We start from the raw sequence: 21,983 nt of genomic DNA, 5'->3' as shown, positions 1-21,983 counted from the left end.
ATGCCATTCTAGCGGGTGTGGGCCAAAACTTTAGAAAAATCCTAAGCCTATTGAGGCTTTTTTACGTCTGGATTTTATGTTGGCTATGTGCGCCATTGGCACGTGAAAATCAACAACAAAAACGTTAGATGGTTAACCGACTCTAAAGATGGCAATCCAAATTGAACAACCTCAGTTTTTTGAAAAACCGAGTTTTTCAGAATCGACTATATAGCATACCTTTATAAGATAATAAAAATAAGTGATTTGTTACACTTGCGACTAACCTCAAACCGTTTGAAGTTACATCGGCAATATTTCACGCAAAGTCGTAGTTTACATTCCCCCCTTAATACCTAGTGTGTCGTATAAAACTCTAAAGTCGTTTTTGTTGCTTTTATTAAATGTGAGTGCCCACAGCGCATCGCTTATCGGTAAATACTCTGATACAGGGAGTATGGCATGTCCATCTACGTATGAATCAATAAACTGAGTATAATTAAGTCCAGTAGTTAGCCTAATCCCCTCAATGATATCTTTTTGGGTATAGCGCCGTTTATCTCTAGGGAAATTGCTATATAACCACTGCATTAGATTATCTATACTCTTATTATTGTTAGTTCTTTTCCTAATATCATGGTCAAGTGCCATAGCCACAGTCCAGCCACCGCTGTATACAAGAAAGTAATTATCAAACTTGGTTTTATTTGTTCGGCCCGCTTCTCTCATAGAAATATCACCAAGCCGTGAAGCGCTGAGGTAATACCCTATAACCGACGATACCATGGCCAGCATTTCATTCGAGGGTATCAAATCCAATTCAACAGCACTCTTATAGGCATAGAACTCAGCAAACCCCTCATTAAACCAATGCTCTTGCCCATCTTGGTAACGAATCGATTCACCACTCCATAAGTGAAACAATTCATGCAGTAATATCGTCTGCCATGTTGCAAATCCAAACGCTTTACCTTCATTCCATGAAAGCATAATGAGTTTAGGATCAGCTTCTCCTCCCAAATGCTTCCCTTTATTCACATGAATGGTGATCTCAGAATATTCTTTCCCCTTTAAATCTCTAGGCAGACCGCCAAACAATTTTATATAAGCAGCAAAAGCCCGATTCGTTAACCCGTTAATCTCCAACTCTTTTTTAGCTGATGCATTATCCATAAAGTGATAATGAATAGTCACATGTTCCAACTGGACAACCTTTGAGGCCTCTGTGGCTTGTGTTGTGATTGAAACAAGTAATATAAAAATACAACTCCCACATCGTAATAGTATGTTCTTCAACATTAACTAGTTCCTGTTAACTTGCTTGAAATGCCTTGTGAAATACGCATCAGACTTCACCAAGGTTAAGATTGAGACTCCACTTTATGATGTTTACTGACCGACTGCCATGACACCATAACAGCTAAAACTGACATCCGAGGTAGTAGTGAATTGGGCGGATGGCTATTACTTTTGAGGAGCGAATGATAATCGCTTTGTCAGAAAAGAAAAAGCCTGTAAAAAAACAGGCCTTTATAAATTAACTCATTGATATATAAAATTTTGATTCTGGTTAGAACGGAATGTCATCATCAAAATCAATAGGCGGTTCCATTGGATTAGATGCGCCACCAGATTGAACTGGCTTAGGTGCGAAGCCGCCTTGCTGTTGAGGCGCACTTTGTTGTGGTTGCTGAGGCGCAAAACCACCACCTTGGCTTACATTGTTTTGCTGTGTTGGAGCATAACCGCCGCTTTGCTGCTGTGAGTGGCTTTGGTGTGACTGAGCCTGAGGAGCATACTGTTGCTGCTGTGGTGCTTGGCTGTACTGCTGCTGAGTATAGTTGCTTTGCTGTTGGCCACCTTGATATGGTGCACTGCCTTGCTGCTCGTTACGGCCGCCTAGCATTTGCATTTGACCACCCATATCTACAACGATTTCTGTTGTGTATTTCTCTTGACCACTTTGGTCAGTCCACTTACGCGTTTGCAAACGGCCTTCAATATATACTTGAGAGCCTTTGCGTAAATATTCACCTGCAACTTCAGCTAACTTGCCAAATAACACCACTCGGTGCCACTCGGTGCGTTCTTGCAACTGGCCTGTATTTTTATCTTTCCAGCTGTCTGTAGTAGCAATACTAATGTTCGCAACACCATTGCCGTTTGGCATATAACGAACTTCAGGATCTTGTCCTAGATTACCTACCAAAATAACTTTGTTTACACCGCGTGCCATGGCACCCTCTCCTCACACTATTAATGCAAGCCAAGTATTTGCTTAGCTTGGTTTAAATCAAATTTTTTATCATCTATCTTGAGATAGCTGCGATTTTCTTCACTAACGACTATCGCTTCGATCACACCGGGTAAAGCAACCAATTTATCAGCCAATTCCTCTGCTTGCTGCGGTTCAGACAGCTCAGTAATTAGACTTATAATTTTGCTTTTTGGTGGGATCTGCATTCGCCATGCAATAAGTAACCATATTACCCCAACACAGGCCACTGCCGCAAACACTGCGTTAGCTTCACTGTATTGCGCAATATAACCTCCTAAAATTCCGCCTAAAAACGCTCCAAAAAATTGTCCTGATGAGAAAATTCCCATCGCGGAGCCTTTTTGTGACGCAGGGGCAATACGCGATACCAACGCGGGCATTGTCGCCTCTAAAAAGTTAAACGCAATAAAATACAACAACATACAAACAGCAATACCCATTACCGAGTTAGCCCATAACATTAGGCTGAATGTGCTTATTACAAGCAAAGCGATTGCCGCTAAAAAGGTTTCTCGCTCTTTTTGTTTTTTAATTGCCACTATCATTAAAGGCGCCATTAACACAAATGCAAGTAACAATACTGGAATATACAGCTTCCAATGCGCATCTGCAGTTAACCCATCAGCAATGAGTTGCCCAGGCAAAACCACAAACATTGTTGTCAGCGATAAATGCAGTAGCATAACCCCCACATCTAGACGTAGTAGCTGAGGGTGACGACTTAGTTTTCGAATATCGCTAAACGTTGCGATAGTGTCGCCTTTTGGTGCTTTGTTAACTGCACTTGGCACCACAAAAAGAATAATAACGATACCGCATAATGCCAAAATTGCCGTTAACCAAAATACCCCAGAAATACCAAATGCAGCAGCAACCATAGGCCCAAGTAGCATCGCAAAAGCGAAGCTCAAGCCGATACACATGCCAATAACCGCCATAACCTTAGGTCGTTGCTCATCTCGACTCAAATCAGCGGCAAGCGCTAATAGCGCACTGGCAATCGCTCCCATTCCCTGTAAAGCTCGGCCTATGGTGACCCAATAAATAGAATCTGCGAGCGCGGCGATGACGGAGCCAAGCGCAAAAATTGTCAGACCAACAATAATAATGGGCTTGCGCCCAAACTTATCAGATAACCATCCCATGGGAATTTGTAATAGTGCTTGCGTTAGGCCATATGCGCCAATCGCTAATCCAATCCACATAGGAGAAACATGCTCAAGTGATTGACCATAAATAGCCAACACAGGCATAAGCATAAATAGTCCTAACATGCGAAATGCAAAGACACTGGCAAGCGACAAGGCTGCACGTTTTTCTAGAAGATTTAAAGATTGATTAGACATAATACCCGTTTATTTAGCTCACTTAAGCGCGCAACAGTCTACCAAAAAACTCAGTCTAACTTATACTTTTTTAAGATTTGCTCAAATTTTCCTGCATCATTAAGGCGCTCAAAAGCAATCAACAACTTGTCGATTATAGGTCTACTGACACTTTGTTTGCTCAACGCGATGTATACAGGTTCAACATTGACGATAAAAGGCGCGATTTCGATTTCAATAAAGTCTGGGTTGTACTGTCTTTGATAAACAATATTATATTTTTCCTCTAAGAACCCAGAGATCCGTCCATGACGCAGTAAGTTTAATTTTAATTGATTGTCAGGCACATAAATAAACTTCTCTTCTGAGTCGATTTCTTTTTTCATCCGCGCTTCAAACGCTTCTCCATAATAAGCCCCACGTTGTATAGCGACAGGTTTAGGTAGTGAGAAAAGCGCTTCCAGAGACTCGATAAAAAAAGGCCGCGTAGCATTCGTTGCAAAGACAATATTTTCTTCTCGTTGGGGTCCTATAAAATAGGCAAATCGCATTCTTTGAGCGGTTTTAGAGACGCTGAGCATGAGATCAATTTCACCCAGCTCCAGCATTTTTAGTGCTCTACCCCAAGGTATACTGACAAATCGGTAGCTGCATCCAGCTTCATCAAGTAACGCCTTGGCAAAGTCCACATCCAAACCGTGCCAACGCATTTGCTCATCTTGCAAAGATTGCGCCGAGTAATTTTCAAAGCGTACAATAAGCTCACAATTATTCAGCGTTGCATTGGCTAAATTACTGACAATTAGTAACAGAAGCCCTATACATGGCCTTATTACACGCATCTGCGCACTTGTTCATAAATTGATCCTAAAACCCAGTTTAGTTCGTTTAGCAAAGATACGTTAATTTTTGGCAAAGTATGCGATACTGTTGCGCTAACAATCGTTGCCACTCAACTTGTAATTAGGTCAAAATGGATAAAATAGAAGTCAGGGGCGCTCGAACGCACAACCTTAAAGACATTTCGCTAAGCATACCGCGTGATAAGCTAATCGTGATCACTGGCCTGTCTGGCTCAGGAAAATCATCACTGGCATTTGATACCCTCTATGCTGAAGGTCAAAGAAGATATGTTGAGTCGCTCTCAGCTTACGCTCGACAGTTTTTATCGCTGATGGAAAAGCCTGATGTTGACCATATCGAAGGTTTATCTCCTGCTATCTCTATCGAGCAGAAGTCAACTTCACATAACCCTCGTTCGACTGTTGGTACAATCACAGAAATATACGACTACTTACGACTATTGTTTGCTCGAGTCGGCGAGCCACGGTGTCCAACCCATGATCTCCCTCTAGCAGCACAAACCATCAGCCAGATGGTCGACTCGGTACTTGAGCAGCCTGAGGGCAGCAAGTTAATGCTGTTAGCACCTGTTGTTAAAAACCGTAAAGGTGAACACGTAAAGCTTCTAGAACAACTATCAAGCCAAGGTTATATACGAGCACGTATTGATGGTGAAGTGTGTGACCTCTCCGATCCGCCAACACTTGAGTTACATAAAAAGCATACTATTGAAGTTGTTGTTGACCGATTTAAAGTCAAAGACGGATTGCAACAGCGTCTCGCAGAGTCATTTGAAACGGCCCTTGAGTTATCATCTGGCATTGCCGTTGTCGCGAATATGGACGACCCCAAAGCAGAGGAATTAATATTCTCGGCTAACTTTGCCTGTCTAACATGTGGCTACGCCATGACGGAACTAGAGCCGCGACTATTTTCATTCAATAACCCTGCGGGGGCGTGTCAAAGCTGTGATGGCTTAGGCGTTCGCCAGTACTTTGACCCAAATAGAGTGGTACAAAACCCGGAGCTCAGTTTAAGCGGCGGTGCGATCAAAGGCTGGGACAAACGCAGCTTTTATTATTATCAAATGCTTCAAGCCGTAGCTGAACATTATCAATTTGATTTAGAAGTGCCTTTTCAAGCTCTGTCCGATGACGCTAAAAAAGTGATTTTAGAAGGCTCTGGGAAGACAAAAATTGCCTTTAATTATCGCAATGACCGAGGCGATTTGATCACGCGAAATCACGAATTTGAAGGCGTGCTTAACAATATGAATCGCCGCTATCGCGAAACAGAATCAAGCTCGGTGCGCGAAGAATTAAGTAAGTATCAAACAAGCCAAGCATGCCCGAGTTGTCATGGCTCACGATTACGTGAAGAAGCACGTAACGTGTTTATCGGCCAGACCACCTTACCCGATGTAACCACCATGAGTATTGGCGAAGCAATGGGCTTTTTTGATGCACTCACTTTGCAAGGCCAAAAAGCCCAGATCGCCGACAAAATCCTGAAGGAAATTCGTGACCGCCTATCATTTTTAATCAACGTAGGCCTTAACTATTTATCTTTAGAGCGCAGTGCCGACACCCTGTCAGGTGGTGAAGCACAGCGGATCCGCTTAGCCAGTCAAATTGGCGCAGGTCTCGTTGGGGTTATGTACGTACTTGATGAGCCTTCTATTGGTTTGCATCAACGAGATAACGACCGATTACTCAGCACGCTTACCCACTTACGTGATTTAGGCAATACCGTTATTGTTGTAGAGCACGATGAGGATGCAATCCGCGCGGCTGATCATATTATTGACATTGGCCCTGGCGCTGGCGTACACGGTGGCTATGTTGTCGCGCAAGGTAGTCGCGACGACATAATAAACAATCCAAACTCGCTGACGGGACAATATCTCAGTGGTGCTAAAGCTATTGAGGTGCCTAAACAGCGCCACCAAATTAATGATAAGTGGCTGGAGTTATTTGGTGCCTCGGGGAACAATTTAAAAAATGTCGACTTGCGAATACCATTTGGCTTAATGACCTGTATTACTGGGGTTTCTGGGTCAGGTAAATCAACGTTGATTAACGATACCTTATTTAAACTAGCGCACACAGAGCTCAATGGCGCTACCACAGCTGAGGCGGCACCATATAAAGAGATTAAGGGCCTAGACCACTTTGATAAAGTGATAGATATAGATCAAAGCCCTATCGGTCGTACGCCACGCTCTAACCCTGCCACGTACACCGGTATCTTCACAGCTATCCGTGAGCTGTTTGCAGGCACTCAAGAAGCACGTTCTCGCGGCTATAAAGTGGGCCGTTTTAGCTTCAACGTAAAAGGCGGACGCTGTGAAGCGTGTCAGGGTGATGGTGTTATCAAAGTTGAAATGCACTTTTTACCGGATGTATATGTACCTTGCGATATCTGTACAGGCAAACGTTACAATCGCGAAACGCTAGAGGTACTGTACAAAGGCAAAAACATTCATGAAGTACTGGAAATGACGGTGGAAGATGCTCATGAATTCTTTGAGAAAATCCCCGCCATTAACCGTAAACTTGCGACACTCATGGATGTGGGTTTGTCTTACATTCGTTTAGGACAAGCCGCTACAACACTCTCTGGTGGTGAAGCTCAACGCGTTAAATTAGCTCGAGAATTGTCTAAACGTGATACAGGCAAAACCCTGTACATTTTGGATGAACCCACAACGGGTCTACATTTTCACGACATTCAACAACTCCTTGTGGTATTGCATCGTTTACGTGATCACGGCAATACAGTTGTGGTTATTGAGCACAACCTTGATGTGATAAAAACTGCAGATTGGATTGTTGATTTAGGGCCTGAAGGGGGAGCTGGAGGCGGACAAATTCTCATTGCTGGCACACCTGAAGAAGTCGCACAGTGCAGTGCGTCACACACAGGAAAATATCTGAAGCCTTTACTTTAACCATTGAAGGGATGTAGTTTAACTACATCCCTTATTTGTCAATCCATAGCAATGATTAAAAAGCTACCTTACTATCAATCTTTCACAGATAAGTTAAGAGACTATCAGCAACGTTTAACGTCATTTTGGTGTTCTTTGAACTTAGCTCAAAAGTGCTATTTACTTGCCATAACTGTCAGTATTTTATATTTGTATGATAACGCACAAAGTAACACTTTGATGATGTTTATCACTGTATTGGTTTTGATTGCTATATTAAGCGAATTTTGGCCAAAGTTTATTAAGATTTGGGACAGTTTGCCCGGCAAAGCCATTATTTTGCTATTTTATGCCTTTGTTGCTAATTACGCTTTAGTACAAGCTTCTGGTCAAGTGAATGATATTACTGGTGTCAGTGCCGATAATTTACCTTATACACATAACTTTGCAGTCCTTCTATCCGTTCCGGTTTGGTTCTTCATTACCAGCTTAGTGGTCTTGCTTATCATCCAGTTTGCCATTCCAATCTACCTGCTAGCATTACTTGTGCTAAGACCTTTTGGGTTACACGCCTTGTGGCACCCACCTGGCTATCGATTTCCAATAACAACTGGCCTAGTTCGTTTTGGTGCAGGCTTATATCTACTAACACAATTGGCTTTATTAGCAACCTACACAGGCGCGCTCTATGATGTCAGCGCAACCACAACAGGGATTATTAGCCGCCTTGACGATGACTTAATTGTTAAAATGGAAACAAAACCAAAAGATCAAACAACAACAGCCGAGCAAAATGATCCCGAGCTTGCGCAATCAATCGCTGAGCTCAATGAGGTAGGAGAAAAGTTTAAGCAAAGAGCGACAAGTTATGAAAACAAAGTGACTCACATTTTAGAAAACTTTATTTTCAATAACGAAGCCGATAGTAAATCACGCTGTGAGCATACCACTGATAGCCGAGTTATTGAGCTCAACGACTTTGAAATACTCGAAATCGTCAAACACAGTTCAAGCGAAAATACCCATTATAGCTATCAAGTAAAACCCTGTATTTCCGCCGCGATTGGTCACCAATTTCGAGCAAATCCTATACCATAAACTGGGTCAGTTGTGCGCGCTCATCATCGGATAGTGATTGAGCGCCTTTCGCTGCAAAGTCATATCTAACCATCACAGTTTTACCTTCTGCACAACACTGACCATGCTGCCAAGCTTGCTGTAATATAACGAACGAACTGTTACCGATATGCTCTATGGCCGTTTTTATTTCAACTTCTTGTCCGTAAAACAGCTCGCCCTTAAACACAACTTCTACCTTTGCCACAATCAACTTCCATTGATGTGGATTAAGATCTGGTGTGAATATTTTAAAAATAGGCACTCTAGCTGCTTCAAACCATACGGGTAGTACGGTATTGTTTATATGACCAAGAACATCGGTTTCGCTAAATCGCGGCATCAGTTTTTCAGACAACATAATAATTCCAATAACTGTAGGTAAAATAATGACAGATTTTATACGCGTTTATGACAACGCGCTAAGCGCTGAGTTTTGTGATCAATTTATCGACCTATTTGAACAAAGCCCACATAGAAAACAAGGGATCACCTCTGGCGGCGTCGACCTTAGCAAAAAAATTAGCCAAGATCTGTATTTAAACTCGCATCAAGAATATGCCCAACCTCTGCAACATATACAACAAGTGACTGCTCAGCATGTGTTTAAATACATTGAGGAGCATTTATTTATGATCATTGGTGCATTTGGTTTGAAGGTATATCACCCTAAGACTGGAGAGCCCGTTGATGTTACCTTCGATAACTTCGAAGAAGTAGGAAAGCCGCAACTACCGCTGCTTACCCAACAACTATTTCGTTTAGGTAACATACAAGCACAAAAGTACGAAATTAATAAAGGGGGTTATCCATATTGGCACAGCGAGGTGTATCCACAACAAGGCCATAATGAAGCGCTACACCGTGTTTTATTGTTTATGTTCTACCTAAATGATGTTGATGAAGGTGGCGAAACTGAATTTTATTATCAACAGAAGAAAATCGCCCCTAAAAAAGGCAGCATGGTTATTGCCCCTGGTTATTTTACCCACACTCACCGCGGTAATAAGCCAATATCAAACGATAAATATATCTTAACATCATGGGTATTGTTTAATCGTGCAGAGCAGATCTATGGTGCGCCAACCAGCTAATTGATTGTTTGTGGCATCAACTTCGATTTATGAATTGATGCCATGCCTGCAATAGCTCCATAAAATCTTCGTAACCACAGCCACTTGCAAGGCCATGCTCATCAAGCTCCAAAGCATCATCGGCATACATACTTATATCATCGGATTGATGAAACAACGCGTGTGATTCAAACAATGCTTCTTCATGTGACAAAGTCAGACGGATCTCTTTACCTTCAACTACTACCGCCTGCTTGCTATTAGGTAAATCTCTTGCGGTTTCAAGCAGCATGGCGACCTGCTCAAATGCTAGCTCCTCATTTAACCAACGACCCACCAGCATGTGCTCATCACTCATTTTAACCCGAAAACCTATAATAGGGTCTTTGATAAATTGATATTCCAAAATTCTGCTCAAACTACTATCTCATATCGCTATTATACGCTGTTCCTCTTGAGACATGCCATGTAAACCACGATAATGCATCTGTTTCTAATAACGAGCATCAACATGACCGCACTCGCAATTTTGTTCCCTATTATCTTTGTAGTTCTGGCAGGCTACGGTTGTGCAAAATTCAAGATACTCAGCACCTCGGCACTAGATGGCCTAAGACAGTTTGTATTTAACCTTGCTATACCCGTGTTTCTATTTATTAGTATGTATCGAGCCGATCTCACTCAGGCATTATCAACTTCAGTCATGTTAAGCTTTTACCTGCCAGTGCTCACTGTGTATTTATTGTGTTTTGCCACATTAACGCTTTTGATGAAAAAAAACACTGCAGATAGCGCAACTTTGGCATTAGCAGGTACTTACTCAAATACTGTTCTCGTTGCTTTGCCAATCATTATTTCAAGTTTGGGGCCTGAGTACGGAGCAATGGTGTTTGTGATCATCACATTCCACAGTGCATTGTTATTCGGCTGTACTTTTTTACTCGCAAGTGATTTTCAAGGACGCTTTATCAAGGCATTTAAACCATTGCTAGTTAACCCAATAGTAGTGAGTATAAGCGTCGGTTTATTGTGTAATTATGTGGGTCTCAAACTTCCGCAGGCATTACAAGAGGGGCTACTTCTATTGGCTGAACCTGCGATAGCGGGGGCATTATTTGCGTTGGGCGCAAGCTTGAATAATTACTCACTCAAAGGAGCTTGGCGAGGTGCATTATGTGTGAGTGTGGTTAAGTTAATCGTGCTGCCAAGCGCCGTATTTGCGCTTGCAAAATTTGGAATGCAGCTACCAACTAAGCAAGTTGCAGTGTTAACTTTGATGAGTGCTTCGCCTCTTGGGGTAAATGCATATTTAGTTGCGCGCCAACTACAATGCCAGCAATCGGTGCTGGCAAGTAGTGTGGTTTTATCAACCTTGTTAAGCGTGTTAACACTAGCCTTTTGGCTAACGGCGCTCGTAACTTGAGTAGTTTGTATATCTAGCTGCGTCAATAATAGACCATAGATGTACTACAGCACCTATGACCGGCGGCACAACTAAAAACCATAGTGCATATCCACCAAATACAACGATTGCAAAAATCAGCGCCGCTAAAATGCGTCCTTGTACTAATTGCCCTAATCCGGGGAAAAAGATATTACAAATCGCCGCTATTACGTTACCACCTGAACCTTGTCCTGCCATGGTATCCTCTCTTATTATCTACTAATTTATGTGTCTATTCAGTCTAATACACTTATCGTGCCAACTTAAAATTCTTTTAAAACAACAACTAACAAAAATAAGTATTGTTGATTTGTTTGTAAAGTTAGCCTAAAAGGCTAACTTTTGGCGTAAATGTTAGCTATTATTGTGCAAAAAATAATATCAGGATGATCTATGCTATACCGTGTCACTCGCCCAATCAGTAACTTAGTAGAGCGCTACCTACCCGACCCATATATTTTTGTTTTATTGTTAACTATCATCGTACTCGCTTTAGCCAGCCTCGTCACGCCATTCTCTCCGATACAAGCGGTTACCGCATGGGGCCAAGGCTTTTGGAAGCTACTTACTTTTGCCATGCAAATGCTCATGATTTTACTTGCAGGATACATGCTCGCCAGTACGCCAATATGCATTAAGGCACTTAATAAACTAGCAAAACAAGCAAAAACCCCGGTGCTTGCCATTATCATGGTTACTCTCGTTGCGATGCTTGCCAGCTGGATTAATTGGGGGTTCGGTTTGGTCATTGGCGCTTTGTTTGCAAAAGCTTTGGCCAAGCAAGTTGCGGTAGATTATAGAATTCTGGTTGCCAGTGCCTATTCCGGTTTTATCGTATGGCATGGCGGGTTATCAGGCTCTGTGCCACTAACCATCGCCAGTGAAGGACACTTTGCATCCTCCAGTATTGGAGTAATTGCAACCCAAGAGACCTTATTTTCACAATTTAACCTACTCATTTTATTACTACTGTTTATTTTATTACCGTTACTCAATGCCCTGCTACTGCCACCAAAAGATCAGCAAATACTGCTCGATAAAAGCAAACTGGAAGAGCATGTTGAACATATAAAAGTAGATGAAGAAACCCTAACTCCTGCACAAAAGCTTGAGCATAGTAAATTACTAGGTACATTGATTGGTTTGCTAGGCTGTGGTTATTTAGTGCAGTACTTTGTTTTTGCTGATGGAACACTAAATCTTAATAGCGTCATCGCAATTTTCCTATTCCTAGCCATTTTACTGCATCAGACGCCAGCCCGTTTACTCACAAGCTTGCATCAGGCGATTACAGGTGGGGCAGGAATAGTTATACAATTTCCCTTTTATGCAGGGATCATGGCCGTGATGGTTGAATCAGGACTTGCGCAGCAAATCTCATCTGCATTTGTATCCATTAGTAGTGCTGACACTCTGCCTTTTTGGAGCTTTTTAAGCGCGGGCCTGGTGAATATTTTTGTGCCATCCGGCGGTGGGCAATGGGCTGTACAAGCTCCGATAGTAATACCTGCCGCGCAAATGCTTGAAGCTGACATTGCCAGAGTAGCCATGGCGGTCGCGTGGGGAGACGCATGGACCAACTTAGTTCAACCATTTTGGGCTCTACCCGTGCTCGCAATAGCAGGGTTAAAAGCCAAAGATATTATGGGATTTTGCCTAATTCAACTTATTTTCAGCGGTGTGATCATCGCAGCTATGCTCACTTGGGCATAGCTGCAATCTGCGACTAGCTCGAAAGCACCTTCATAGGCAGGCTCAGAATAACATTCTCTGAGTCTGCAAAGTGCATCATCACAGCAACATGTCCTGCCACAACGAGAATATACATAACCGCAGAGAACACTTGACCATATCTATCTAAAGGTAATAAATGAGAAGCATGTCGGGCACGCCACTCAAACAGTATCTCAAGGCTACCAACGAACAAAAAGAATACGAGGAGCATTAAACCAAATGTATAACTGAGCCATAAACCGAACCCGACACCAGCCATACAAACTAACAAGCCAACCCATGAACGCATAGAAAAACTAATACTCTTGAGCACATGACCGCCATCAAGCGGCAGAATAGGCAATAAATTAAATAGATTTAACAACGCGCTAAGTACCGCAACCGCAGCAAAAATTTCTAGCTCAGTTGCATAGTACAACACAACGCCTAATATCGATGTGATCAAGCCAAAAGCAGGCCCCATCAAAGAGATCACCACATCTTGCCAACGCGTAGTGATCTTATCATCACTGACAGCTAACCCACCGACAAATGGAATAAGATAGATACCTTTGGTTTTTATTTTAAAGTACTGCATAGCGCGCACATGACCATATTCATGCACAACTAAGCACGCTACCAACATAATTGCAAATTGCCATGAGAATAGCCACGCATAGCCAGCTAATGATGCACCAGCCAACGCTGCTTTAATTACATTGGCACTTTTTACTAACTTAAAACCAAGGGCAGCAAGTCCAAAAAAGTTCTTTTTACTTTCTGCTTGTGTAGCTGGTAACTCAAGCCATTGCCACTGTTTACCATCGATAGAGATACCTAATTGCTGCTGCGCTAATTGTGTAATATCAAACTGTACTTCACCTTGTGTGAAGTTTGCTTTTATAACCCCCTGTGAATGGTCTTCGATAGGCAGCGCCTGTTGCCCACAAAATACCTGCATTAACTGTGCATCATGCACCAATACAGAGAAGTTTTGGTCTAAAATAGTAAATTCGATTCTGGTCATAATTTTAAAGAGATACCTTTTTCCTGCATTATCCCAGCTAATATGCCAAGTGACAACGCGACCTTCGCCTATCTGTATCTATACATTTGGGCACTGTGTACTAAACTGATGTGAGGGTGTGTGTTGAATAAAGGATCATAAATATGAATGCAGCAACTAGACAGGTAATGGTTGTAGATGACTCTCAGGCCATTCTTATGGTCATGCAAGCTATGCTGACTGAATTAGGTGTGAGTGAAATTACAACATGCACCAATGCTACCGTAGCACTCGAAAAAATAGCACAAGCACCTCGTCGTTATGATGCAATATTTACTGATTTAAATATGCCAGAAATGGATGGTATGGAGCTTATTCGTCAGCTTGGTGACATAAAATATCCTGGCGGAGTGATCATCATTTCGGACATGGATACAAAAATAATTGACCTTGCTGCAAACCTAGCCCGTCAGTCTAATGCTCACCTAATCGGAAATATATCCAAACCCGTACAGTTAAAAGAAGTCGATAGACTACTCAAAAAGCTTGAGTCCTTTATTGCCCCAGAAAAACGACATGTAGAGCCAATCACACAATCAGAGCTACTGCATGCTATAAGTCACCGCCAAATCACACCTTATTATCAGCCCAAGGTAAACAGAGCAACCAAGTCCATTGAAAGCGTTGAAGTGCTGGCGCGTATAGTGACACCTGAGCATACTCATACAATACTACCCGAGCAGTTTATTACGCTTGCAGAAGATTTAGATTTAATAAATCTGATTACTTTTCAATTATTTGAAAAGGCGACTGAAGAATTTAGAGAAATTCGTACTGAATTGCCACACAAGGTAACATTGGCATTTAACCTCTCCCCTGTGCAATTAGATGATATCAATTGTCCAAATAAACTCGCTTTAATACTGGAGCTAAGTCGATTAAAGCCCGAAGACGTTATTTTAGAGATAACCGAACACACACCGCTCAACAGCACAGTCCAGTTAGAAACACTCAACCGTTTACGTATGAGAGGCTTTTCAATTTCTCTAGACGATTTTGGAACTGGTTTCACTAATATTAATCAATTGAAAACACTGCCATTCACAGAAATCAAAATTGATCGCTCTTTGATCACACACATTGACTCCGACCGTTTTTCACAAGTCATTGTCGATAGCTTAATAGACATAGCGCAAAGCGAACAAATTGGGATTGTTGCAGAAGGGATTGAACGGATAGAAGAATTGCAGTACTTAGACCGTTATAAGCACAATTTGCTAATGCAGGGTTTCTTAATTAGTCGTCCAAAAGCCAAGTCCGAGTTTATTCGTTGGGTTCATTCTTGGCTTCGGATGATGAATTCGAACTCTTAGCGCTCTTCGGTATCAGTTTCAATCAAGTGACTATGCCCATCAATACGCTCACGCCATTTCTTTTTGGCAGCTTGCTGCATGTTGGTCGATTGCTCTCTCTCGTCGATAATATCCATCCCCATCAACGATTCAAGCATATCTTCAAGAGTCACAATCCCCTGAATATCGCCATATTCATCAATGACTAATGCAATATGAATACGCTTTTCCAACAACGTCTGAAATAAAGAAGGCGCATCAAGCGTTTCTGGCACCGTGTAGAGGGGTTTAACCAACTTGCTTATTTTACAGTCTTCACCAAGCCTATGATAAGCAAGCATAATGTCATTTTTATGCACAAACCCGATGATGTCATCACCGCTTTTATCGAATACCAATATTCTCGAAAATGCGACTGAACCGTGTTCAGATAAATACTCGTTAACCGTCATATCTTTTTGAATTTTAAAGAGTACGGTTCTTGGTGTCATAACATGCTCTAACTTCGCATGTCGAAAACGTAGCAAACTCCTAATTGTTTGTGTTTCTTCTTGTTGCAACGCACCAGCCTCAGAGCCAATCTCAGCCATCGCTTCTATTTCTTGGCGAATATAATGGGCTTCACTTTCTTTTTTACCCATCAATCGAGTCAACATATCTGAGAGCCACACAAATGGTTTAAGTACCCGCACCAGCCAAATTAATGCGCCTGACACCACCGGAGTCAAAGCTCGCCAATAAGTTGCACCCAGTGTTTTTGGAATGATTTCAGATAACACGAGCACCAGTAACGTCATTATCGCAGAGGCAATTCCTACAGCTGCATCAGAAAAAACCACGGCGGCTTGCGCCCCAACACCCGCCGCACCGGCAGTATGGGCAACCGTGTTCAGAGTTAAAATTGCTGCTAAAGGTTTATCAATACTGTCTTTTAACTGTTGAACTCTTTTCGCTAACTTGGGCTTATCTTTTTTTAATACCGCAATATAGCTCGGTGTAATGCTAAGCAACACTGCTTCCATCACTGAGCATAAAAATGAGATACCAATGGCTAACACCATATATGTAACCAACAAAAACAACCTAAACTCCTTAAAACGCAAGCAATAATAGCTAATCGCAACTTTGCTGACATGGCCAATATATATGCTATATTGGGGCAAAAATTTTACCTGCAATAGGCTCAAACATGATTTTAAGAACTGCGGCCACTTTACTTGTTTCAACCTTAGCAATGCAACTGCATGCTGCGCCATTAAGCGAAAAGCAAATTCAGTTTCTTGGCCCAATTCCAACGTACAACAGTATTAAACCTAACAATACAGCTCATCAAAGTAAAATAATACTAACACTACTTCCTAATTTGCAAAGCTCAAGTGATACGCTATCGGTATTTGGTAAGGATATCAAATGGCAAAGTTTGGCTGATATCAATGCTCTAACTTTACCTGGCATGCAAGTTCTCAAGTTCAACTTTGCCACTACTCGCTTCGTACAAGGGAAACTCAAGATATCGGGTATAAAAAAGGCACATGTATTCTTAAATGGAGCGCTATTATCCGGCGATGAGAGCTACGACCTTAACGTTGCCACAGGCGACCACCAAGTCATCGTTATCGCAGAGCAAGTAGATAATTGGAATGAGGTAAGTGTAGACTACAGTCCAAACTCAGAACATGACCTGATAACTCTGCATAACAACGACAAAGTAGCACTGTCTGCAAAGCAGTTATTTGATGCTCCAACGATTAGTGCTCTTTCAACATCGCCAAATGGTCGCTTTTACATTACCACTGAGCAACATTATTCTGATCTCAGCGGCAATACGCCCATCACAGAAACCCTATTAAAACAGCAAAATGGTACGACCGTTTATCGATTAGACGGAGTAGCCGCTAATAACATAGCGTGGCGCAATGATTCCAAACAAATCGCTTATGCCCAAGATCAACAGCTGAAAATACTAAACTTAAACACAATGACCACACAAGTCATCGCTGAAAAGTTAGACGGAGCAAGTAGCTTTGAGTACTTTGATGATAGCACCTTGATTTTTTCATGGTCTAATAGCCCTAGTGACTCCAATTCGCTCGTAAAGCATTATCAAGGATTGGAAGATAGATGGTCATATGCGCGCACCAATACTCAGATATATCTGCTTGATATTAATTCTGGTCTTATCAACGCGCTGACAGAAGGGAAGTTAAGTCATAACCTCGAAGATCATGATGCAAAGCGAAACACTATTTTAGTTAGCCGCACTTTGCAAGATTACAAAGCCCCACCTCATATGCTCACCGAGTTATTAGAAATCGATTTAGCTGATGGCAAACAAAAGCAACTAGGATCATATCGCACCTATAACAAAGCCCGATATGCAAAAGATGGTCTTTACATAGTTGCCGGCCCTGACTTTGCAGGCGGTATAGGTAAAGCCCTGCCTGATGGCATGCTCGCCAATAATTATGACGGCCAGTTGTTTTGGCTAGATAGAAATGGCAAAAATCCTAAACCACTGAGCAAAAATTTTAATCCTGCCATCGGTGAGATCAAGGTATTAAGTAATGATGATGTTGTATTGCTTGTAACTGACAAAGACACTAAGCAGCTCTATTTATTTGATAAAAGTAAGTCACACTTCAAACATATAGATACCGGCCTCGACGTTGTAGATCAATTTGACACCACTGATAGTAGCCAAGCTGACTTACTAGTTGCAGGAACTCAAGCCACAGTACCTCAACAGTTAAAGCGCATCTCAGTGAGTAACAACAAAGCAAACCTGCTTTGGGATTCGCAAAAACTGGCTTATCAAAATAGTGAAATAGCAAAGTTAGAAGAGTTTAATTTTACTAACAAGTCTGGTGTTGAGATAAAAGGCCGTGTCTATCTTCCTCATGATTTAGATAAAACCAAGCGCTATCCAGCCCTTGTTTACTATTATGGTGGAACGTCACCGGTATCTCGAGCATTTACAGGCCGCTATCCCTTTAATTTGTGGGCAGCTCACGGCTACGTAGTTTATGTACTGCAGCCAACAGGCGCGACAGGGTTTGGTCAAGAGTTTTCAGCTCAACACGTTAACGCTTGGGGGGAGAATACCGCGCAAGATATTATCGATGGCACCAAGGCATTTACTCAGACCTACTCATTTGTCGATCCAAAACGTATCGGTAATCTAGGCGCATCTTATGGTGGTTTTATGACGATGCTACTAGCAACTAAAACAGATATGTTTAGTGCTTCTATCGCACATGCTGGCATTTCAAACATTACATCATACTGGGGTCAAGGTTGGTGGGGTTATCTGTATTCTGGCGAAGCATCTAAAACCAGCTTCCCTTGGAATAATCCAACCCTTTACTCACAACATAGCCCTGTTTTTCATGCCGATAAGGTACAAACCCCATTGTTGTTAATTCATGGTGATGCAGATACCAATGTACCTCCAGGGGAAAGCCACAACATGTATACCGCATTGAAGATTCTTGGTAGAGACGTTGAACTAATAGAATATAAAGGCGCGAATCACCAAATTTTAGCTCGAGACAGAAGATTCCAATGGTGGGATACTATGCTCGCTTATTTTGATATGCACCTAAAAGATCAACCGCAATGGTGGCAATCCATCTATAAAAAATAACATTATTAGAGAGAGCAATACTCCATTGCTCTCTCTTTAAAACAACTTTTTCAAGTGCCTTATAACACGCATATTTATGCGATATCTCCATGTGTAAAAACAGTCCTTCATGCACATATTTTTTCAATCATCTGTTTTTAACGCTTTTTATTGCAAAAAATTCACCTGAAGCTTCTCAGCGATGATTTTACAGTGCTAATATAAACGTAATTATTGAATAGATAACGAAATTATGAGTATTCAAGTATTACTGGTAGAAGACGATGAACTATTAGCCAAGCGTATTTTAAGCCACTTCGCGCAGACTGAGTTTGAAATAAAAGTGGATAACACCGGCGCAAATGCACTTGGGCTAATTCAACAAGCGAGCAACTCTGACGCACCTATCTCCTTGGCGATCGTTGATATCGTCTTGCCTGCGACAGATGGCCTAGAGTTAGCAAAAGAAATCAATACATTGACAGATATTGGCGTCATCATGCTATCAAGTAGGGATTCGCAAGCCGATCGTATCGCAGGCCTCGCGCAAGGCGCCGATGATTATGTTTGTAAACCAGTAGACTTACTTGAGTTAGAGCTAAGAATGCGCGCCCTTTATAAGCGTATTTCTCAAAGTAATGATGAAGATGAGTCTGAAGAGTTTATTGAATACGCAGATTTTAAGTTACACCCAGATAACCGAACTTTAATCAATCAGCATGGTGAAGAATCTCGCCTCACAGAAGCAGAACATAAAGTACTCATATGCTTGATAGCAAACGCAGGTAAAGCGACATCTCGAGAAAAAATTTCCGAAGATATCGGGCAGCCAGATTGGAGCCCCAATGATAGAACAGTCGATGTGCTCGTTGGTCGCTTGAGAAAAAAGCTAGGTGATGAAAAAGACCAAAAACGTATCGTTACCGTTAGAGGTAAGGGCTACATGCTCTCTACTTAATAGCGTGTTAGCTGGCTGATCAACCGCTCAAATGCTCGATAACTCAGCGCTTCTTTTAACGCATTAAGAGTTATGTTTGGTTCAGCACTTAAATCAGCTATTGTCCTCGCAACTTTCAAAATACGATGGTAAGAGCGAGGCGATAACTTTAGTTTATCTACCGCCTTCGCCAAATATTGCTTCTCTTGTAATCCCAATGCGCAATGGCATAGCAACTCTCGATTACTCAACATCGCATTGCATTTATTTTGTCGCTGCAAAGCAATCTTGTATGCATGTTCAACACGTTTTCTGATCTGTGCACTGCTCTCTTCTTGGCGTTCACTTTGTAATTGAGAAGTAGACAAACGTGGCAATTCTATCTGCAGATCTATCCTGTCTATGAACGGACCTGATATTTTTGATAAATACTTTAAGACTTGCTCTGCTGTAGCACGTTTATCATCATAACTACCTGTTGGACTTGGATTAAGTGCAGCAATTAACTGAAAACGTGCAGGAAAATCAACCTGACGAGCTGCACGAGATATCGTGACTTGTCCGGTTTCCATCGGCTCTCTAAGTGAATCGAGCACTTTTCTTTCAAACTCAGGCAATTCATCTAAAAACAAAACGCCATTGTGGGCCAATGAGATCTCTCCAGGCTTAGGTTTTGATGAGCCGCCGACTAAAGCAACGGCAGAACAAGTGTGATGTGGACTCCTAAAGGGGCGTCGACACCAATTTCGCATATCAATACGCTGACCAATAAGTGAGTATACTGACGCTGTTTCCAAGGCTGATTCAGCAGGTAATGCCGGCATAATTGTGGGCATTCGCTGGGCCAACATTGATTTACCGGTGCCTGGGGGCCCTAAAAACAGCAAATTGTGACCACCGGCAGCCGCAATCTCAAGCACCCGTTTTGCACTCTCTTGCCCTTTCACTTCATCCATATCTAGGTATTCGATAGGCTCACAAACTTCTTTTTGATAGGTTTGATTAAACGGCAGAGATTGCTGTCCTTGCATATCTAACCAAAGAGCCTCTAAAGAAGGTACTGCCTTCCTACTGGCATTTGGTGCTAGACTCGCTAGCTCATCATTGGTAATCGGTAAATAACAGCATCGTTTTGCTTTTTCTGCAGCTAAAACACTGGGTAAAATTGCATGGATCCCAAGAACTTCCCCACTCAGTGCCAACTCTCCGTAAAATTCATAGGACATAAGCTCTTGGCAAACTAATTGCCCTGACGCTACCAAGATTCCAACGGCAATTGCTAGGTCGTATCTCCCCCCTTCTTTGGGTAAATCAGCTGGTGAAAGGTTGACTGTGATCCTTTGTTCTGGAAATAAAAAACGTGAATTAGTAAGCGCAGAGCGAACCCGCTCCTTCGCTTCTTTTACTGAAGTTTCTGGCAAACCGACAATATGAAAAGCGGGTAATCCGTTGCTTAAGTGCACTTCTACAGACACCTGTGGTGCGTCAATTCCCACCTGAGCCCGGGTGTAAACTTTGGCAAGTGACATATCCTTGTCCCTCGTTATTTTAATTAGTCTGCATATTTAAAAATATGTAATATTAGGTTGTAGCGCATTGCCAGTAACCTCAGTACGAGCGTTACTGCCATCGCTGACAACATTGCCGTTTCGACCGCAAATGACCAATTCAACATTTGTGTGTAAACAATACCACCAAATATACAGGTGATAGCGTAAAGCTCGCCTTTTAGTAGCAAAGGAATTTCTCGGGCTAGCACATCACGTATTAAGCCACCAAAACAAGCCGTCAACACGCCCATAATAATCGCTGTAGTATCTGGCATACCAATATTTAAAGCCTTTTGTACGCCCATAACTGCAAAAAATGCTAGGCCAAATGCGTCAGCTACTTGTAGCATCTGTTTGGGCAGCGCCCTACGGCTATTTAAAAATAGGACGCAAATGAAAATTGCGCCAAATATTGCCACAAAATAGCTCGTATCATGTAGCCAAAACACGGGCACATCCAGAATAATATCTCGTAATGTACCCCCTCCAATACCGGTAACTGTCGCAAGCACAACCACACCAAAACCGTCCATATGCTTACTATGAGCGATTAAAGTTCCCGATATTGCAAATACCATAACTCCCAACAAATCAAACCAATGGATAAGGTCCGTCATATATATATCCTCACAGTAATTTGTAGTAAGAGTATTCATTTACATTAACAAATGCGAGTCAAGGATTCATTAGTGCAAAAGTTGTGAGCTTACGGCAAGTTAGCGTAACTCACCATCAAAAATATGCTTGAGTCCAGAATTTAGTCTATGCGTTGTGATTTATAGTTCCAAGGCAAGTAAAGTTCTGGGTTTAATCGCA

19 protein-coding genes are annotated in these 21,983 nt (G+C 42.0%); 8 read left to right on the top strand and 11 right to left on the bottom strand.

Annotated elements, in window-relative coordinates:
* Nucleotides 1-315: 315 nt before the first annotated feature.
* The 4 genes from HC733_RS19315 to HC733_RS19300 form a co-directional block, all read right to left on the bottom strand.
* Nucleotides 316-1,173, bottom strand: a complete 858-nt coding sequence (locus HC733_RS19315; RefSeq protein WP_342366038.1) for a M1 family aminopeptidase — start codon at nucleotides 1,171-1,173, stop codon at nucleotides 316-318.
* A 376-nt stretch (nucleotides 1,174-1,549) separates the two neighbouring features.
* Nucleotides 1,550-2,215: a single-stranded DNA-binding protein gene (gene ssb / locus HC733_RS19310; RefSeq protein WP_190366631.1), complete on the bottom strand. Its 666-nt coding sequence runs from the start codon at nucleotides 2,213-2,215 to the stop codon at nucleotides 1,550-1,552.
* A gap of 20 nt (nucleotides 2,216-2,235) precedes the next feature.
* On the bottom strand, nucleotides 2,236-3,603 hold the full coding sequence (locus tag HC733_RS19305; protein ID WP_190366630.1) for an MFS transporter: 1,368 nt from the start codon (nucleotides 3,601-3,603) through the stop codon (nucleotides 2,236-2,238).
* A 50-nt stretch (nucleotides 3,604-3,653) separates the two neighbouring features.
* Nucleotides 3,654-4,424 carry a substrate-binding periplasmic protein gene (locus tag HC733_RS19300; protein WP_194710101.1) on the bottom strand — a complete coding sequence of 257 codons (771 nt, stop codon included), beginning with the start codon at nucleotides 4,422-4,424 and terminating at the stop codon, nucleotides 3,654-3,656.
* A gap of 131 nt (nucleotides 4,425-4,555) precedes the next feature.
* Here HC733_RS19300 and uvrA point away from each other — a divergent pair, with 131 nt between their 5' ends.
* Together uvrA and HC733_RS19290 are read left to right on the top strand one after the other, a co-directional pair.
* Nucleotides 4,556-7,375 (top strand): excinuclease ABC subunit UvrA, encoded by a 2,820-nt coding sequence (uvrA, locus tag HC733_RS19295; RefSeq protein ID WP_190366629.1) that lies wholly within the window; start codon nucleotides 4,556-4,558, stop codon nucleotides 7,373-7,375.
* A gap of 51 nt (nucleotides 7,376-7,426) precedes the next feature.
* Nucleotides 7,427-8,452: a hypothetical protein gene (locus HC733_RS19290; RefSeq protein ID WP_190366628.1), complete on the top strand. Its 1,026-nt coding sequence runs from the start codon at nucleotides 7,427-7,429 to the stop codon at nucleotides 8,450-8,452.
* Here HC733_RS19290 and HC733_RS19285 read toward each other — a convergent pair.
* Nucleotides 8,442-8,831, bottom strand: a complete 390-nt coding sequence (locus HC733_RS19285) for an acyl-CoA thioesterase (RefSeq protein ID WP_190366627.1) — start codon at nucleotides 8,829-8,831, stop codon at nucleotides 8,442-8,444. The genes HC733_RS19290 and HC733_RS19285 overlap by 11 nt on opposite strands.
* A 28-nt stretch (nucleotides 8,832-8,859) precedes the next feature.
* Here HC733_RS19285 and HC733_RS19280 point away from each other — a divergent pair, with 28 nt between their 5' ends.
* On the top strand, nucleotides 8,860-9,564 hold the full coding sequence (locus HC733_RS19280; protein WP_190366626.1) for a 2OG-Fe(II) oxygenase: 705 nt from the start codon (nucleotides 8,860-8,862) through the stop codon (nucleotides 9,562-9,564).
* Between the two features lie 16 nt (nucleotides 9,565-9,580).
* On the opposite strand, the gene HC733_RS19275 is transcribed toward HC733_RS19280, so the two are convergent.
* Nucleotides 9,581-9,949, bottom strand: a complete 369-nt coding sequence (locus HC733_RS19275; RefSeq protein ID WP_190366633.1) for a YacL family protein — start codon at nucleotides 9,947-9,949, stop codon at nucleotides 9,581-9,583.
* Nucleotides 9,950-10,054: 105 nt separating this feature from the next.
* On the opposite strand from HC733_RS19275, the gene HC733_RS19270 reads away from it, so the two are divergent.
* A complete protein-coding gene (locus HC733_RS19270) occupies nucleotides 10,055-10,966 on the top strand; it encodes an AEC family transporter (protein WP_190366625.1) in 912 nt (303 codons plus the stop codon).
* Here the strand turns inward: HC733_RS19270 and HC733_RS19265 are convergent.
* On the bottom strand, nucleotides 10,946-11,185 hold the full coding sequence (locus HC733_RS19265) for a hypothetical protein (protein WP_190366624.1): 240 nt from the start codon (nucleotides 11,183-11,185) through the stop codon (nucleotides 10,946-10,948). The two genes, HC733_RS19270 and HC733_RS19265, sit on opposite strands and share 21 nt — an antisense overlap.
* A 195-nt stretch (nucleotides 11,186-11,380) precedes the next feature.
* Between HC733_RS19265 and HC733_RS19260 the strand changes: the two genes are divergently transcribed.
* Nucleotides 11,381-12,700, top strand: coding sequence for a short-chain fatty acid transporter (locus tag HC733_RS19260; protein WP_190366623.1), 1,320 nt, complete (start codon nucleotides 11,381-11,383; stop codon nucleotides 12,698-12,700).
* Nucleotides 12,701-12,713: 13 nt separating this feature from the next.
* Here the strand turns inward: HC733_RS19260 and HC733_RS19255 are convergent, their stop codons facing one another.
* Nucleotides 12,714-13,727: a site-2 protease family protein gene (locus tag HC733_RS19255; protein WP_190366622.1), complete on the bottom strand. Its 1,014-nt coding sequence runs from the start codon at nucleotides 13,725-13,727 to the stop codon at nucleotides 12,714-12,716.
* A gap of 143 nt (nucleotides 13,728-13,870) precedes the next feature.
* Here HC733_RS19255 and HC733_RS19250 point away from each other — a divergent pair, with 143 nt between their 5' ends.
* Nucleotides 13,871-15,079, top strand: a complete 1,209-nt coding sequence (locus HC733_RS19250; RefSeq protein ID WP_190366621.1) for an EAL domain-containing response regulator — start codon at nucleotides 13,871-13,873, stop codon at nucleotides 15,077-15,079.
* On the opposite strand, the gene HC733_RS19245 is transcribed toward HC733_RS19250, so the two are convergent.
* A complete protein-coding gene (locus HC733_RS19245) occupies nucleotides 15,076-16,140 on the bottom strand; it encodes a hemolysin family protein (RefSeq protein WP_190366620.1) in 1,065 nt (354 codons plus the stop codon). The genes HC733_RS19250 and HC733_RS19245 overlap by 4 nt on opposite strands.
* Nucleotides 16,141-16,247: 107 nt before the next feature.
* Here HC733_RS19245 and HC733_RS19240 point away from each other — a divergent pair, with 107 nt between their 5' ends.
* Nucleotides 16,248-18,701: an alpha/beta hydrolase family protein gene (locus tag HC733_RS19240; protein WP_190366619.1), complete on the top strand. Its 2,454-nt coding sequence runs from the start codon at nucleotides 16,248-16,250 to the stop codon at nucleotides 18,699-18,701.
* Nucleotides 18,702-18,933: 232 nt separating this feature from the next.
* A complete protein-coding gene (locus HC733_RS19235) occupies nucleotides 18,934-19,638 on the top strand; it encodes a response regulator transcription factor (protein ID WP_190366618.1) in 705 nt (234 codons plus the stop codon).
* On the opposite strand, the gene HC733_RS19230 is transcribed toward HC733_RS19235, so the two are convergent.
* Together HC733_RS19230 and HC733_RS19225 are read right to left on the bottom strand one after the other, a co-directional pair.
* A complete protein-coding gene (locus HC733_RS19230) occupies nucleotides 19,635-21,146 on the bottom strand; it encodes a YifB family Mg chelatase-like AAA ATPase (RefSeq protein ID WP_190366617.1) in 1,512 nt (503 codons plus the stop codon). The genes HC733_RS19235 and HC733_RS19230 overlap by 4 nt on opposite strands.
* A 23-nt stretch (nucleotides 21,147-21,169) precedes the next feature.
* A complete protein-coding gene (locus tag HC733_RS19225) occupies nucleotides 21,170-21,784 on the bottom strand; it encodes a trimeric intracellular cation channel family protein (RefSeq protein ID WP_190366616.1) in 615 nt (204 codons plus the stop codon).
* Nucleotides 21,785-21,983 lie beyond the last annotated feature (199 nt).

It is taken from the genome of Pseudoalteromonas sp. S16_S37, assembly GCF_014694405.1.
Lineage (GTDB): Bacteria > Pseudomonadota > Gammaproteobacteria > Enterobacterales > Alteromonadaceae > Pseudoalteromonas.
The sequence above is the reverse complement of the archived record's forward strand: the minus strand, read 5'-3'. Positions and strand labels throughout refer to the sequence as shown.